The organism is Streptomyces sp. NPDC023838, assembly GCF_040639555.1.
GTDB lineage: Bacteria > Actinomycetota > Actinomycetes > Streptomycetales > Streptomycetaceae > Streptomyces.
Window position 1 is genome coordinate 1 of record NZ_JBFAAD010000011.1, and the last position, 13,059, is coordinate 13,059.

General features: G+C 71.0%; 17 protein-coding genes and 1 riboswitch. Of the genes, 9 read left to right on the plus strand and 8 right to left on the minus strand.

Translation table 11 applies throughout. The features are described 5' to 3' along the window. Window positions 1–135 precede the first annotated feature (135 nt). Together AB0G17_RS15875 and AB0G17_RS15880 are read right to left on the minus strand one after the other, a co-directional pair. Window positions 136–381, minus strand: a complete 246-nt coding sequence (locus AB0G17_RS15875; protein WP_361382363.1) for a DUF397 domain-containing protein — start codon at window positions 379–381, stop codon at window positions 136–138. A 10-nt stretch (window positions 382–391) separates the two neighbouring features. Then, a complete protein-coding gene (locus AB0G17_RS15880) occupies window positions 392–1,249 on the minus strand; it encodes a helix-turn-helix transcriptional regulator (protein WP_361381768.1) in 858 nt (285 codons plus the stop codon). Window positions 1,250–1,491: 242 nt separating this feature from the next. Here AB0G17_RS15880 and AB0G17_RS15885 point away from each other — a divergent pair, with 242 nt between their 5' ends. Beyond that, window positions 1,492–1,923 (plus strand): ATP-binding protein, encoded by a 432-nt coding sequence (locus AB0G17_RS15885; protein ID WP_361381771.1) that lies wholly within the window; start codon window positions 1,492–1,494, stop codon window positions 1,921–1,923. A 127-nt stretch (window positions 1,924–2,050) separates the two neighbouring features. Here the strand turns inward: AB0G17_RS15885 and AB0G17_RS15890 are convergent, their stop codons facing one another. From AB0G17_RS15890 to AB0G17_RS15900, 3 genes are all read right to left on the minus strand, one after another. Continuing rightward, on the minus strand, window positions 2,051–2,527 hold the full coding sequence (locus AB0G17_RS15890) for a C40 family peptidase (protein ID WP_361381774.1): 477 nt from the start codon (window positions 2,525–2,527) through the stop codon (window positions 2,051–2,053). Window positions 2,528–2,530: 3 nt separating this feature from the next. Beyond that, window positions 2,531–2,715, minus strand: a riboswitch (cyclic di-AMP (ydaO/yuaA leader). A 315-nt stretch (window positions 2,716–3,030) separates the two neighbouring features. Then, on the minus strand, window positions 3,031–3,339 hold the full coding sequence (locus AB0G17_RS15895; protein WP_361381777.1) for a hypothetical protein: 309 nt from the start codon (window positions 3,337–3,339) through the stop codon (window positions 3,031–3,033). 4 nt (window positions 3,340–3,343) lie between these two features. Then, the gene (locus tag AB0G17_RS15900; protein ID WP_361381780.1) at window positions 3,344–3,976 is read right to left on the minus strand and encodes an ATP-dependent Clp protease proteolytic subunit; all 633 of its coding nucleotides are present in this window, start codon (window positions 3,974–3,976) and stop codon (window positions 3,344–3,346) included. 115 nt (window positions 3,977–4,091) lie between these two features. Here AB0G17_RS15900 and AB0G17_RS15905 point away from each other — a divergent pair, with 115 nt between their 5' ends. The 8 genes from AB0G17_RS15905 to AB0G17_RS15940 all read left to right on the plus strand — a co-directional run bounded on the left by AB0G17_RS15905 (window position 4,092) and on the right by AB0G17_RS15940 (window position 11,002). Next, window positions 4,092–4,373 (plus strand): type II toxin-antitoxin system Phd/YefM family antitoxin, encoded by a 282-nt coding sequence (locus AB0G17_RS15905; RefSeq protein WP_361381783.1) that lies wholly within the window; start codon window positions 4,092–4,094, stop codon window positions 4,371–4,373. A 236-nt stretch (window positions 4,374–4,609) separates the two neighbouring features. Beyond that, entirely contained in the window at window positions 4,610–4,912 is a 303-nt protein-coding gene (locus AB0G17_RS15910; RefSeq protein WP_361381786.1) for an urease subunit gamma, read from the plus strand. Window positions 4,913–4,927: 15 nt separating this feature from the next. Next, window positions 4,928–5,239, plus strand: a complete 312-nt coding sequence (locus AB0G17_RS15915; protein WP_361381789.1) for an urease subunit beta — start codon at window positions 4,928–4,930, stop codon at window positions 5,237–5,239. After that, window positions 5,232–6,953, plus strand: a complete 1,722-nt coding sequence (locus tag AB0G17_RS15920) for an urease subunit alpha (RefSeq protein WP_361381792.1) — start codon at window positions 5,232–5,234, stop codon at window positions 6,951–6,953. Before AB0G17_RS15915 ends, AB0G17_RS15920 begins: the two co-directional genes overlap by 8 nt. Window positions 6,954–6,972: 19 nt before the next feature. After that, window positions 6,973–7,647 carry an urease accessory UreF family protein gene (locus tag AB0G17_RS15925; protein ID WP_361381795.1) on the plus strand — a complete coding sequence of 225 codons (675 nt, stop codon included), beginning with the start codon at window positions 6,973–6,975 and terminating at the stop codon, window positions 7,645–7,647. A gap of 217 nt (window positions 7,648–7,864) precedes the next feature. Then, on the plus strand, window positions 7,865–8,545 hold the full coding sequence (gene ureG, locus AB0G17_RS15930; protein WP_361381798.1) for an urease accessory protein UreG: 681 nt from the start codon (window positions 7,865–7,867) through the stop codon (window positions 8,543–8,545). Then, window positions 8,533–9,315 (plus strand): urease accessory protein UreD, encoded by a 783-nt coding sequence (locus AB0G17_RS15935; protein ID WP_361381801.1) that lies wholly within the window; start codon window positions 8,533–8,535, stop codon window positions 9,313–9,315. Before ureG ends, AB0G17_RS15935 begins: the two co-directional genes overlap by 13 nt. 109 nt (window positions 9,316–9,424) lie before the next feature. Beyond that, window positions 9,425–11,002, plus strand: a complete 1,578-nt coding sequence (locus tag AB0G17_RS15940; RefSeq protein ID WP_361381804.1) for an alpha/beta hydrolase — start codon at window positions 9,425–9,427, stop codon at window positions 11,000–11,002. Window positions 11,003–11,059: 57 nt separating this feature from the next. Here the strand turns inward: AB0G17_RS15940 and AB0G17_RS15945 are convergent, their stop codons facing one another. The 3 genes from AB0G17_RS15945 to AB0G17_RS15955 all read right to left on the minus strand — a co-directional run bounded on the left by AB0G17_RS15945 (window position 11,060) and on the right by AB0G17_RS15955 (window position 13,053). Beyond that, entirely contained in the window at window positions 11,060–12,088 is a 1,029-nt protein-coding gene (locus AB0G17_RS15945) for an NAD-dependent epimerase/dehydratase family protein (RefSeq protein ID WP_361381807.1), read from the minus strand. A 64-nt stretch (window positions 12,089–12,152) separates the two neighbouring features. Beyond that, the gene (locus AB0G17_RS15950; protein WP_361381810.1) at window positions 12,153–12,854 is read right to left on the minus strand and encodes a lysophospholipid acyltransferase family protein; all 702 of its coding nucleotides are present in this window, start codon (window positions 12,852–12,854) and stop codon (window positions 12,153–12,155) included. Between the two features lie 40 nt (window positions 12,855–12,894). After that, the gene (locus AB0G17_RS15955) at window positions 12,895–13,053 is read right to left on the minus strand and encodes a hypothetical protein (protein ID WP_180357116.1); all 159 of its coding nucleotides are present in this window, start codon (window positions 13,051–13,053) and stop codon (window positions 12,895–12,897) included. Window positions 13,054–13,059: the final 6 nt, after the last annotated feature.

Here is a 13,059-nt window from a genome sequence, read left to right on the forward strand (position 1 = left end):
CAAGCCCGGCCCTTCAAATGGACCAAGACCGCCGACCAGATCCTCGACCGCATCTGCCGCTACTGCGACAGGATCTCCAAACCAGGTCACTAGTCCCCCGTTCGCACGGTCCTGCCTAGTCCCCTGTTCGCATGGTCAACTCCTGCTGTCGAGCGCCTCGTCGAGCTCGACCGGCAGGCCGGAAAGGAAGCTGCGCCAGGCCCGTGCTCCAAAGAGCAGTGCGGGTCCGTCGGTCCGCTTGGAATCGCGGACGGCGAGCAGTCCGGCGTCGAGGAATGCGGTCTCGACGCAATTGTTCATTCCTGTACTACGGCTGCTTCGCCGCCATTGCGCACCGTGCAGAGAAGTGCTGGAAGGTACATGCACGGGGGGTGCGGGCATCATGCCTCCCTTACGCGCCGTCAGCCATCACGGCGATGAGATTCAATGATTCCTTGAACGAGAGGGCCTGCGCCTCGACCGTGTGGAACGCGGCGCTGTACGCCTCAAGGTCTTCTCTCCGTTCGAGATAGAGGCTACTCGTCAAGTGGTCGATAACAACCACGTCCAGATCGGAAATGTGCGGAAAGGAGAAGATAATGAAAGGTCCGGTGAGGCCGATATGGCCACCGCTGCTGAAAGGCAGCACCCGCAACCGGACCTGCGGCAGCTGAGCCGCCTCCAGGAGGTGGCGCAACTGCCGCCGCATCGCGGCCGCCCCGCCCACCTCGCGGTGCAGCGCCGCCTCGTCGACCACCGCGCTCAGCTCCAGCGGCGGATCGGCCCGCAGCACCTCCTGGCGTGCCAGCCGCACCTCCACCAGGGAGTCCACCCGCGCCGGGTCGAGCCCGCCGAGGGCCGCCCGGGTCACCGCGCGGGCGTACTCGGGAGTCTGGAGCAGCCCCGGCACCACGGACGTCTCCAGGGTGCGCGCCGCCGACGCCTGTGACTCCAGGCTGATGAAGTCCCGGTACTGCGGCGGCAGCAGTCCCCGGTAGGCCTGCCACCACTGGCTGCCGCGCCCGTCCGCCGCTCCCGCCAGCGCTTCGAGCAGCGCCCGCAGTTCGGGGTCCTCAACCCCGTACACCTCAAGGAGAAGGGCCACGTCGACGGGCTTCACTCCGCTGCGGCCGGTCTCGATCCGGCTCACCTTGGACTGGTGCCAGCCCAGGTGCCCGGCGACTTCGCCGCTCGTGAGGGCGGCCGCGCAGCGCAGCCGGCGCAGTTCCTCGCCGAGTTTGCGGCGGCGTACCGCGGGGCCGTGCCACATGTCGGTCTCCTTCCACCCGGCCGGGATGCGGGCGATGGGCAAGTGTGGCGCCCAAATACGGTCCTTCGTCGCAGAGTTCACCGCTTTGAGCGACAGATATATGCACATCTTGGTGGATCGGCGCATCCGGCGGCACGATGAGTGGCACTCTGGCGCGAAGCACAAGTCCGGGCCGTCCTCGCGTTTGTCCGCTCGCTGCGCGTCCAGCAGGCCGGCCCGGGTGGGAAAGGGACAGCGTCGCCATGGCAGACCACCAAGAATCAACCGTCACTCTGCCGAGCGATCCCGCCTCGGTCTCCGCCGCCCGCAGGCATGTCGCCGGCGTACTCACCGAGTGGGGTCTTCCGTCGGACGACGATACCGCCGACACGATCCGCCTGATCGTCTCCGAGCTCGCGACCAACGCCGTGCAGCACACCCTCGGCCAGTCGCCCACCTTCACCGTGGACCTGCGCCTCGAACGCGACGAGCAGCTCCACATCGGCGTCACGGACAGCCACCCCCGCTGGCCGAAACGTCTTCCCGCCGCCGTCCAGCAGGACAACGGACGCGGCATGGTGATCATCCGCTGGCTCGCCGCCGAGTACGGGGGGCGGCTTTCCGTCACGCCGACGCCGGAGGGCGGCAAGACCGTCTGGATCGCGCTGCCGTGGACGGCGCCGGTGCAGACCTAGGTGTATTGCCCAGTGAGGTTGGGGACGCGGCTGGCGGGTGGTTTGCCTGTGAGCGAGCACGGGGCGCGGTGAGCGCGGGCGGGCGGGTTGCCCGGCCCGCCACGCTCACCGGCCCGTGTCGGCTGCGTCAGCGCACGCGCCCGTACCAGACGCTCTTCGACCAGATCTTCTCCAGCCGGACCACGGACCCGCTCTTGGGGGAATGCCATATCTTGCCGTCCCCGGCGTAGATCCCCACGTGGTAGACGTTCGAGCCGGAGTGGAAGAACACCAGGTCCCCGCGCTCGCGCGCGGACGACGTGATGTGGCGGGTGCTGTTGTACTGCTGCTGGCTGGTGCGCGGCAGCTTCTTGCCCGCCTGCTTGAACGAGTAGAGGGTGAGCCCCGAGCAGTCGAAGCGGTACGGGCCGCTGGCACCGTACTGGTAAGGCGCGCCCTTCTTCGACGCGGCGACGTTGAGCGCCTTCGTCGCGAGTGTCGCGGCGCTCGCCTCACCACTGGCGCCCGGCGCCAGCATCGTGCCGCCGACTGCGGCGAGGGTGAGGGCGGAGACCGCGCCGACTCGGGTCAGCAGGGACGGAACGTAGTTCTTCTGCGCAGACATGCGCGACCCTTCGTCAAACCGCCTGCGAAGGATGACCTGTCGGGTTCGGACTGGCGAAGACGCCCGGCCGCTGTCGCGGCTTCACCCCAAGGGCCTCCCGGTCTCCCGGTGGGCCCGCCGTAATCGGGTCCTCCACTCCTGCCGATCCACTCGTTCGACCAGTCGTCCGGGTACGGCGGCAGGACTCGGCGTCCGCCCGGACCGCCCCGCCGCGGTGGCGGGGGCTTGTCGTCGGAAGGGATCTTGGCTCACGAAGTGTCGGATTTCCGAGCCGAAACGGCGTTTTGTGAGGCTCCTCACGACTGACCCGTTCGGGTGGACATCGATGTTTCAACACTTCTGACAGGGTGTCCGACCTGCGTCGTACCGGCGACGGAACGATTCATTCCGGTCGGTGTCTGCGCATTCGGAGCAACATTTGCGGTCCGTCGTTCGGACCATCGGATGGTCCGAACGTGGGACGCCCACTCGTACCAGCGCGCGGGTGCGCGGACGCCGCGGCGTCAACTCGCGGCTGACGGCGGCGGCATCGTGAGGCGGCCCGCCCGGCGTTCCCCGTCGAGGATCCGCAGCACCCGCGCCAGCGTCTCGGAGTGCAGCTCCGTCTCGCCGCGCAGATGCATCGTCGTCAGCGCGTCCCGCAGGGCCACGGCCCGTCCGACGAGCGCCTGCGCGGCCCGCAGCGCGCCGTAGGTGTCGTTGTGCCGGGCGGGGTTGATCCGGCCCAGCTTGTCGAGCGCGTCCAGATACGCGTCGACGAACTCGCCCTCGGCGCGCGTCAGCGCGGGCAGCGGCGGCAGTTCGGGCAGCACGGCTCTACCTCCCTTGCGCGGCGGCCGAGTTCTTGCGGCTGGTGATGACGTGGTCGACGAGGCCGTACTGGGCCGCGGCGGCGGCGTCGAGGATGGTGTCCCGCTCGATGTCGGCGCTGATCCGCTCGGTGGACTGCCCGGTGTGCCGGGCCAGCAGATCGGTCAACAGCGCGCGCTCGCGCTGGAGTTCATCGGCGTAGATCTCCAGGTCGGACGGCTGGCCCTGGATCGGTTCGGCGATCGCGGGCTGATGGATCAGGATCCGCGCGCCGGGCAGCGCGAGCCGCTTGCCCGGGGCGCCCGCGGCGAGCAGCACGGCCGCGGCCGAGGCGGCCTGGCCCATGCACACCGTCTCCACGTCGCAGGTGATGTACCGCATGGTGTCGTAGATCGCCGTCATCGCGGTGAGCGAGCCGCCGGGGGAGTTGATGTACAGCGAGATGTCGCGGTCGGGGGCGGCGTGCTCCAGGTGCATGAACTGGGCCATCACATCATTGGCCGCGGTGTCGTCGACCGGCGTGCCGAGGAAGACGATCCGCTCCTCCAGGAGCTTGGAGTACGGATCGAGGCTGCGGACCCCGGTGGCGGTGCGCTCGGAGAACTCGGGCAGGACGTAGCGGGCGGACATGCCGTGCATGACGAACCTCTTCTCTCGTACCGATGTCTCTGTCTGTCTCGTCGGTCTCTGTCTGTCTCGGGCCGATGCCTCTGTAAAAAATGTACAGGACGTACAGGCGGCTATGATGGGGAGCATGGCCTATGAGATTCCGGTGACGCAAGCCCGAGCTGAGCTCGCCGAGCTGATCAACCGTGTGGTGTACGGCGGGGAGCGCGTCGTCGTGACCCGGCACGGCAAGCCCCTCGTGGCCCTGGTCTCCGCCGCTGACCTGGAACGACTCGAAGGCGCGGCGGAGCCGGCCGAGGAGCAGGTGATCAGTTCGGTGTCGTCGGTGCGCCAGGTCGCGTCCGCTCCCGGCGAACGGCGCCGGTTCGGCATCGCCGCCGAGCACCGGCAGCCGCCGACGGGCGACTGACAGACGGGCGACTGGCAGGTGAGTGACGGGTTCCGGTTCGCCGGAACCCGTGATGGATGCATTGGCCATGAATATGCAAAGCGTCAGTTAACGAGCCGGAAAAACTTCCGCCGTAACGTGCAATGCCTGGCTGCGGAGCAGGGAACCCCAGGTCAACAGAGTGTTGAACTCGGCTAGGGTCCCGCAGCGTCGAGGCGGGATTCCCCCGTTCCGGGCACGACTGTGAGGTGGGAAGCGTGCAACTGACGCCGCACGAGCAGGAGAGACTGCTCATCCATGTGGCCGCGGACGTCGCGGACAAGCGCCGCGCCCGAGGGGTGAAGCTCAATCACCCCGAGGCCGTCGCGCTCATCACCTCGCACATCCTGGAAGGCGCCCGCGACGGCCGGACCGTCGCCGAACTCATGGCGTCCGGCCGCAAGGTGCTCTCCCGCGACGAGGTCATGCCGGGCATTCCGGAGATGATCCACGACGTGCAGGTCGAGGCGACCTTCCCGGACGGCACCAAGCTCGTCACCGTCCACGAGCCCATCGTCTGACGGGGGAGCGCCGCCATGATTCCGGGAGAGATCCTGTTCGCGGACGAGCCCGTCGCCCTCAACGAGGGCCGCGAGATCACCGCGATGACCGTTCTGAACGCCGCCGACCGGCCCGTCCAGGTCGGCTCGCACTACCACTTCGCCGAGGCCAACCCCGGCCTGGACTTCGACCGCGCCGCCGCTCGCGGGCTGCGGCTGAACATCGCCGCGGGCACCGCCGTGCGCTTCGAGCCGGGCATCCCCGTCGACGTGGAGCTCGTGCCCCTCACCGGACGCCGGATCGTCCACGGGCTGCGCGGCGCGATCGGAGGTTCCCTCGATGACTGAGCTCCACCGGGCCGTCTACGCCGACCTGTTCGGCCCCACCACCGGCGACCGCATCCGGCTCGCCGACACCGATCTGCTCGTGGAGATCGAGGAGGACCGCTGCGGCGGGCCCGGACGCGCGGGCGACGAGGCGGTGTTCGGCGGCGGCAAGGTGATCCGCGAGTCGATGGGCCAGGCCCGCACCACCCGCGCCGAGGGCGCGCCCGACACCGTGATCACCGGCGTCGTCGTCCTCGACCACTGGGGCATCGTCAAGGCCGACATCGGCATCCGGGACGGCCGGATCACCGCGCTCGGCAAGGCGGGCAACCCCGACACCATGGACGGCGTCCACCCGGACCTCGTCATCGGCCCCGAGACCGAGATCATCGCGGGCAACGGGAAGATCCTCACGGCCGGCGCGGTGGACACCCACGTCCACTTCATCTCGCCCACCCTGATCGACCAGGCGCTCTCCTCGGGCATCACCACCCTCGTCGGCGGCGGCACCGGCCCCGCCGAGGGCACCAAGGCGACCACCGTCACCCCCGGCCCCTGGCATCTGGCCCGGATGTTCACGGCCCTGGAGAACGCGCCCGTCAACATCGGTCTGCTCGGCAAGGGCAACACCATGTCGCGCGAGGCCATGCACTCCCAACTGCGCGGCGGCGCCCTCGGGTTCAAGATCCACGAGGACTGGGGCGCGACCCCCGCCGTCATCGACGCCTGTCTCAGCGTCTGCGACGAGACGGGCGCCCAGCTCGCCATCCACACCGACACGCTGAACGAGGCCGGCTTCGTCGGCGACACCCTCGCCGCCATCGCGGGCCGCTCCATCCACGCGTACCACACCGAGGGCGCGGGCGGCGGACACGCCCCGGACATCATCACCGTGGTCTCCGAGCCGTACGTGCTGCCCAGCTCCACCAATCCGACCCGGCCGCACACCGTCAACACCATCGAGGAACACCTCGACATGCTGATGGTCTGTCACCACCTCAACCCGGCGGTGCCGGAGGACCTGGCGTTCGCCGAGTCCCGCATCCGGCCTTCGACCATCGCGGCCGAGGACATCCTGCACGACCTGGGCGCCATCTCGATCCTCTCCTCCGACTCCCAGGCGATGGGCCGGATCGGCGAGGTCATCCTGCGTACGTGGCAGACCGCGCACGTGATGAAGGCGCGCCGGGGAGCGCTCGCGGGCGACGGGCGCGCCGACAACCACCGGGCGCGCCGCTATGTCGCCAAGTACACCATCAACCCGGCGGTCGCGCAGGGCCTGGACGGCGAGATCGGCTCGGTCGAGCCGGGCAAGCTGGCGGACCTGGTGCTGTGGGAGCCCGCGTTCTTCGGCGTCAAGCCGCAGCTGGTCATCAAGGGCGGGCAGATCGCGTACGCGCAGATGGGCGACGCCAACGCGTCCATCCCGACGCCCCAGCCGGTCCTGCCCCGGCCGATGTTCGGCGCGTACGGGAAGGCCCCGGCGGCCAACTCGGTCAACTTCGTCTCGCAGTCCGCGCTCGACGACTCGCTGCCCGAACGGCTGGGTCTGGACAAGGAGTTCGTCGCCATCGGGAACACCCGGAGGGTGGGCAAGGCGGACATGCGCGAGAACGACGCCCTGCCGGACGTCAGGGTCGACCCGGACACCTTCACGGTGACCATCGACGGCGAGGCGGTCGAGCCCGCGCCCGCCGCCGAACTGCCCATGGCCCAGCGGTACTTCCTCTTCTGAGCGGGCGGAGTCGACTCTGATGACCCGAGCCGCCCTGCTCGTCCTCGCCGACGGCCGCTTCCCGGCCGGCGGCCACGCCCACTCGGGCGGCGTCGAACCGGCCGTCAAGGCGGGCCGGGTCCATGACGCGGCCTCCCTGGCGGAGTTCTGCCGGGGACGGTTGCACACGGCCGGCCTGGTGTCGGCCGCGCTCGCCGCCGCGGCCGCGCTCGGCCTCGACCCGCTGGCCCTGGACGAGGCCGCCGACGCGCGCACGCCGTCGCCGGCGCTGCGGGCCACCGCGCGCAAGCTGGGGCGCCAGATGATGCGGGCCGCGCGGGCCGCCTGGCCCAGCCCCGAGCTGGACCGGCTCGCCGCGGCCCGGCCGCGCGGGGCGCACCAGCCCGTCGTGCTCGGGCTGGCCGCCCGGGCGGCGGGGCTCGGGGCCGAGGACGCGGCGTACTGCGTCGTGTACGAGGCGGTCAGCGGGCCCGCGACGGCGGCGGTGCGGCTGCTCAGCCTTGATCCGTTCGATGCGACGGGCGTGCTGGCACGGCTGGGGCCGGAGCTGGACGGGGTGGCCGCGGCGGCGGCGCGGGCCGCGGTCGTGGCCTCGGGCGAGGGGCTCGACGCGCTGCCGGCCGCGTCGGGGCCGCTGCTCGACGTCATGGCTGAGGCGCATGCGGCTTGGTCTGTGCGGCTGTTCGCGTCGTAGGGGGATTTTCTCCCCCACCCCGCCCCTTCCCGAAACCGGGGGCTCCGCCCCCCGGACCCCCGATCGCCCTGAACGGGCTCGTCCTCAAACGCCGGACGGGCTGAAAGCCCCGCCCAACCGGGCGGACCTGAGCCGCCGCTGCGGATCGGAAAGAACCGCCCGACCGGGCAGATCCCAAACCGCCCCCCGAACGGACAACCCGACAAGGAGCCCCACCATGCACCTCGACCACACCCACCCCGGCGGCCCCGCCGCCGTAAGCGCCGACGCGCGTCGGCCCGACGGGACGCGGCGGGCGTTGCGCGTCGGGCTCGGGGGGCCCGTCGGGTCCGGGAAGACCGCTACCGTCGCCGCGCTCTGCCGGGCTCTGCGGGAGCGGTTCTCGCTCGCCGTCGTCACCAACGACATCTACACCCGCGAGGACGCCGAGTTCCTGCTGCGCAACGCCGTACTGCCGCCCGAGCGCATCCAGGCCGTGGAGACCGGTGCCTGTCCGCACACCGCCATCAGGGACGACATCTCCGCCAACCTCGAAGCGGTCGAGGACCTGGAGGAGGCGGTCGGGCCGCTCGATCTGATCCTGGTCGAGTCCGGTGGCGACAACCTCACCGCCACCTTCTCCAAGGGACTGGTCGACGCCCAGATCTTCGTCATCGACGTGGCGGGCGGCGACGACATCCCGCGCAAGGGCGGGCCCGGAGTGACCACGGCCGACCTGCTCGTGGTCAACAAGACCGACCTCGCCCCGTACGTCGGCTCGGACCTGGCGCGGATGGCCCGCGACGCCAAGGAGCAGCGGGCCGAACTGCCCGTCGTCTTCCAGTCGTTGCGCTCCGAGGACGGCGTGGACGCGGTCGCCGAGTGGGTACGGGAGCGGCTCGCCGCATGGACGGGCTGACCCTCGGCGCGGGAGTGCGCGCCACCGCCCGGATCCTCGCCACCCCCGAAGGCTTGCCCGTCCTGGCGGGCGAGGGCCCGCTGGCGCTGCGCCGCACCCGGGCCACTGGCGCGCACCACCGTGTCACCGTCGTCGGGGCGATGAGCGCCCCGCTCGGCGGCGACCGCATCGCCGTCGAGGCCGAGGTGCGGGACGGGGCCCGGCTCACCGTGGGCTCGGCCGCCGCGACCATCGCCCTGCCCGGCCGGACCGGCGAGCCCGCGCACTACGACGTACGCCTGAGCGTCGGCCCGGGCGGCGAGCTGCACTGGCTGCCCGAACAGTTGATCTCGGCGCGCGGCAGCGATCTGCGGATGCGGACCCGCGTCGAGCTCGCGGCGGACGCGCGGCTCGTGCTGCGGGAAGAGCAGATCCTCGGGCGCCACGGCGAGGAGCCCGGTACGCTCGCCACCCGGCTCACCGTGCACCGCGCGGGCCGTCCGCTCCTCGACCAGTCGCTGTCGTACGGTCCCGGCGCGCCCGGTGGCTGGAACGGTTCGGCGGTCCTGGGCGGGCACCGGGCGGTGGGCCAACTCCTGGTGGTCGACCCGGAGTTGGCCGAAAAGCCCGTCGCGGCGCGGATGCTCGGGGAGAGCGCGGTGCTGACACCGCTGGCAGGGCCCGCCTTCCTGGTCACCGCCCTCGCGCCGGACGCCCGGCTGCTGCGGCGCGTACTCGACGAGGCCCGCACCGCTCAGCGGGACTTGGTATCCCGCCTATCGGTTCGGTAAAGAAACACCAGTACGACCTGTTCTCGACGGCCACCGAGGCGCGAGGATCCCCCGAGACCATGGAACGCGCCGCTCCGATGCGGCGCACTTCAGCAGGGGGAGGAACCACTTGAGACGCACCGCAGTGCTCGGCTCGGCCGGCACTCTGATCGCGGGCACGCTCATAGCGGGCGCGATCGCGGCACCGGCGGCCACCGCCGAAAGCCGTCATCACGGCACGTCCGAGGCGCGCGGCGTGCAGCTCGCCGCTGAGCGGGCCGCCAAGAAGGGCATCGACTGGACCGACTGCCCGGCCGACTGGGGCTTCGCCAAGCCGATCCAGTGCGGTTACGTCAGCGTTCCGCTCGACTACGCCCACCCGTACGGCCAGCAGATCAAGCTCGCCGTCGACCGCGTCGCCTCGACCGGCACCCCGGCCGAGCGCCAGGGCGCCCTCGTCTACAACCCGGGTGGCCCCGGCGCCTCCGGCATGCGCTTCCCGACCCGGGTCACGGGCAAGAACCCCCTGTGGGTCAACACGGCCAAGGCGTACGACTTCGTGGGCTTCGACCCGCGCGGCGTGGGCCACTCGACGCCGATCTCCTGTGTCGACCCGCAGGAGTTCGTCAAGGCGCCGAAGGCCGACCCGGTCCCGGACAGCGAGGCCGACAAGCGCGCCCAGCGCAAGCTCGCCGCCGAGTACGCGGACGGGTGCGCCGAGCGCAGCGGCTGGATGCTGCCGTTCATGACCACCCCGAACACCGCCCGCGACCTGGACGTCATCCGGGCCGCGCTCGGTGAGAAGAAGCTCAACTACCTGGGCGTCTCCTACGGCACCTACCTGGGCGCGGTCTACGGCACGCTCTTCCCCTCGCACGTGCGCCGCATGCTGGTGGACAGCGTCGTCGACCCGGCGCGCGACAACATCTGGTACCAGGCCAACCTGAACCAGGACATCGCCTTCCAGGGCCGCTGGAGCGACTGGGAGAAGTGGGTCGCCCAGAACGACGCCACCTTCCACCTCGGCGACACGGCGGCCAAGGTCGAGCAGCAGTGGGTGAAGCTGCGCGCCGCGGCCAAGAAGAGCCCCATCGGCGGAGTGGTCGGCCCGGCCGAGCTCATCGCCTACTTCCAGAGCGCCCCGTACTACGACTCGTCCTGGGTGCCGGTCGCCAAGACGCTGAGCAAGTACGTGGCGGGCGACACCAAGGCGCTGGTCGACGCGGCCGCTCCCGACATGTCGGACACCAAGGGCAACATCAGCGCCGAGAACGGCAACGCGGTGTACACCGCTGTCGAGTGCGCCGACGCCAAGTGGCCCACCAGCTGGAAGAAGTGGGACCGGGACAACACCCGGCTCAACAAGACCAACCCGTTCATGACCTGGGCGAACGCCTGGATGAACCTGCCGTGTGCCACCTGGCAGACCAAGCAGCAGACCCCGGTCGAGGTCAAGACGGGCAAGGGGCTGCCGCCGGTCCTGATCGTCCAGAGCACCCGGGACGCGGCCACGCCGTACCAGGGCGCCGTCTCACTGCACCAGCGCTTCAAGGGCTCGCGCCTGATCACCGAGAAGGACGCGGGTTCGCACGGTGTGACCGGCCTGGTCAACCCGTGCATCAACACCCGGGTGGAGGCCTACTTCCTCTCCGGCAAGGTCGACAGCGCCGATGTGACGTGCACCCCGCACGCCACGCCGAAGCCGTAACGGCCGAGCGCGCATGAAGGAGGGGGCGGCCGCGGGTGCGGCCGCCCCCTTCGCGTGTCAGCCGCGCGCGGCCAGCCAGGCGTCCTCGGCCGCGTAGTCGAACAGGTCCGGGTAGTGGGCCATACCGGGGAACGCCTCGCGCCAGTCCCGGTCCCCGAGCCGGTCCGCGATCGACGCGACCGTGGCGGGCAGCGACTCCACGTACCCCGTCACCGGCCGGTAGCCCAGCTCCCGCTCGGCCGCCGACATGTCGTAGACGATGGGGTGCGGCGCGCTCCACGGGGTGATGCCCACCGAGCCCTCCTCGGGCGCTCCCTCGAAGAGCACCGTCTCGCTGCGGACCCCGAGCACCTCGTCGACGGCCGCGCCGATCTCGGCGACGGTCGGCGCCTGCGGATCGGCCGCGTTGAGCACCCGCGAGCCGGGCCGGAGCGCGGCCAGTCTGATCAGCTCGGCGAGGTTGGCGACGTGCGCGGGATGGAACCGGCTCGCCCCGCCGTGGGCGAGCACCCGCACCGGCCGCCGGTCCAACGCCCGCTTCACGAAGAACAGTTCGCGCGGGCCCCGGCAGTGCGGGCCGTGGATCGCGCCCGCCCGCAGCAGCGTCGAGGGCAGCGCCGAGGTGAGCAGCTCCCGCTCCAGCCGGATCTTGCGCGTCCCGTACGTCTCCTCGCCCGGCGCGACCGTGGCCAGCGACTCGGGGATCGGGACGGGGTAGTGCGGAGAGCCGTCCGGCTCGCCCTGGGTGTCGAAGCTGCGGCCGCGGTCGTCCTCGTACACCGCCCCGCTGGAGATCACCACCGCCGAGCCGATCCGGTCCGCGAGCGAGGCCAGCTGGCGCGCGTGCCCGCCGCCGTACGCCACCATGTCCACCAGGACGTCGCAGCCGTCGCCGAGGGCCGCGGCCAGCTCGCCGTCCGCGTCCCGGTCGAGCGCGAGCGGGCGCACCCCCTGCGGCCAGCCCGGATCGCTCCCGCCGCCGCGCGAGGCGGCCCGCACCTCCCAGCCGTCCTCGGCGAGCACGCGCACCGCGACCCGCCCGATCTGTCCTGTGGCCCCTACGACGAACGCTGTTCCCTTGCCCATGCACGGGACGCTACGGCCAAGTGATCACCGCGACCAGGGAGTTGCGCCCTGCGCGGATCCGCTGTCAGCCGAGGATCCTGGGGAACTTTCCGGCCTCCTCGGCCTTCACGTCGGCCGCGTACCGGTCCACGTACTCCTGCCCGGAGAGCTCCAGGATCTTGTACATCAGCTCGTCGGTGGCGGCCCGCAGCACCGCCTTCTCGTTCTCCATGCCGGCGTAGCGGGAGAAGTCGAGCGGTGCGCCGAAGCGGATGGTGACCCGGCGGATCTTCGGCATCACCTGGCCGGGAGGCTGGATCTCGAAGGTGCCGACCATCGCGCACGGGATCACCGGCACCCCGGCCCGGATCGCCATCACGGCGACGCCGACCTTGCCCTTGTAGAGCCGTCCGTCGTGCGAGCGGGTGCCCTCCGGGTAGATGCCCAGGAGCTCGTCCTTGCTCAGCACCCCCAGACCCTCGCGGATCGCCGCCTGTCCGGCCTCCTTGCCGGAGCGGTCCACGGGGATCTGCCCGACCGCGCGGAAGAAGGCGGCGGTGAGCCGGCCCTTGAGGCCGGGCCCGGTGAAGTACTCCTGCTTGGCGAGGAAGGTGATGCGGCGCTTGAGCATCACCGGCATCAGGAAGTGGTCGGAGAACGACAGGTGGTTGCCCGCGACGATCGCCGCACCGTCGTCCGGAACGTGCTCCAGGCCCTCGATCCTGGGCCGGAACAGCAGCCTCAGCAGCGGCCCCAGAAGGGCGTACTTGAGCACGTAGTACAGCAACGCACCAGCTCCTCACTCGGCCCGCCCGCCGGGCCGCCGCTCAGGCGCTGCGCGAAGCCGCCATGCCCACCGTCGCCAGGCCGAGGACCACCCAGCCGAACCAGAGCCAGCCGCTGCTGCCGAGCGCCACCGTGTACGCAGTGATCATCACCAGCGCCACGACGGTGAGCACCACCATCGCCTTCGTCGTGCCGGGCATGGGGTC

What these genes read in the sequence shown, in the direction of transcription:
- AB0G17_RS15875 (WP_361382363.1), bottom strand. Translation starts at nt 381, where the DNA reads ATGCCCGCACCCCCCGTGCATGTACCTTCCAGCACTTCTCTGCACGGT.
- AB0G17_RS15880 (WP_361381768.1), bottom strand. Translation starts at nt 1,249, where the DNA reads ATGTGGCACGGCCCCGCGGTACGCCGCCGCAAACTCGGCGAGGAACTG.
- AB0G17_RS15885 (WP_361381771.1), top strand. Translation starts at nt 1,492, where the DNA reads ATGGCAGACCACCAAGAATCAACCGTCACTCTGCCGAGCGATCCCGCC.
- AB0G17_RS15890 (WP_361381774.1), bottom strand. Translation starts at nt 2,527, where the DNA reads ATGTCTGCGCAGAAGAACTACGTTCCGTCCCTGCTGACCCGAGTCGGC.
- AB0G17_RS15900 (WP_361381780.1), bottom strand. Translation starts at nt 3,976, where the DNA reads ATGCACGGCATGTCCGCCCGCTACGTCCTGCCCGAGTTCTCCGAGCGC.
- AB0G17_RS15905 (WP_361381783.1), top strand. Translation starts at nt 4,092, where the DNA reads ATGGCCTATGAGATTCCGGTGACGCAAGCCCGAGCTGAGCTCGCCGAG.
- AB0G17_RS15915 (WP_361381789.1), top strand. Translation starts at nt 4,928, where the DNA reads ATGATTCCGGGAGAGATCCTGTTCGCGGACGAGCCCGTCGCCCTCAAC.
- AB0G17_RS15920 (WP_361381792.1), top strand. Translation starts at nt 5,232, where the DNA reads ATGACTGAGCTCCACCGGGCCGTCTACGCCGACCTGTTCGGCCCCACC.
- AB0G17_RS15925 (WP_361381795.1), top strand. Translation starts at nt 6,973, where the DNA reads ATGACCCGAGCCGCCCTGCTCGTCCTCGCCGACGGCCGCTTCCCGGCC.
- ureG (WP_361381798.1), top strand. Translation starts at nt 7,865, where the DNA reads ATGCACCTCGACCACACCCACCCCGGCGGCCCCGCCGCCGTAAGCGCC.
- AB0G17_RS15935 (WP_361381801.1), top strand. Translation starts at nt 8,533, where the DNA reads ATGGACGGGCTGACCCTCGGCGCGGGAGTGCGCGCCACCGCCCGGATC.
- AB0G17_RS15945 (WP_361381807.1), bottom strand. Translation starts at nt 12,088, where the DNA reads ATGGGCAAGGGAACAGCGTTCGTCGTAGGGGCCACAGGACAGATCGGG.
- AB0G17_RS15955 (WP_180357116.1), bottom strand. Translation starts at nt 13,053, where the DNA reads ATGCCCGGCACGACGAAGGCGATGGTGGTGCTCACCGTCGTGGCGCTG.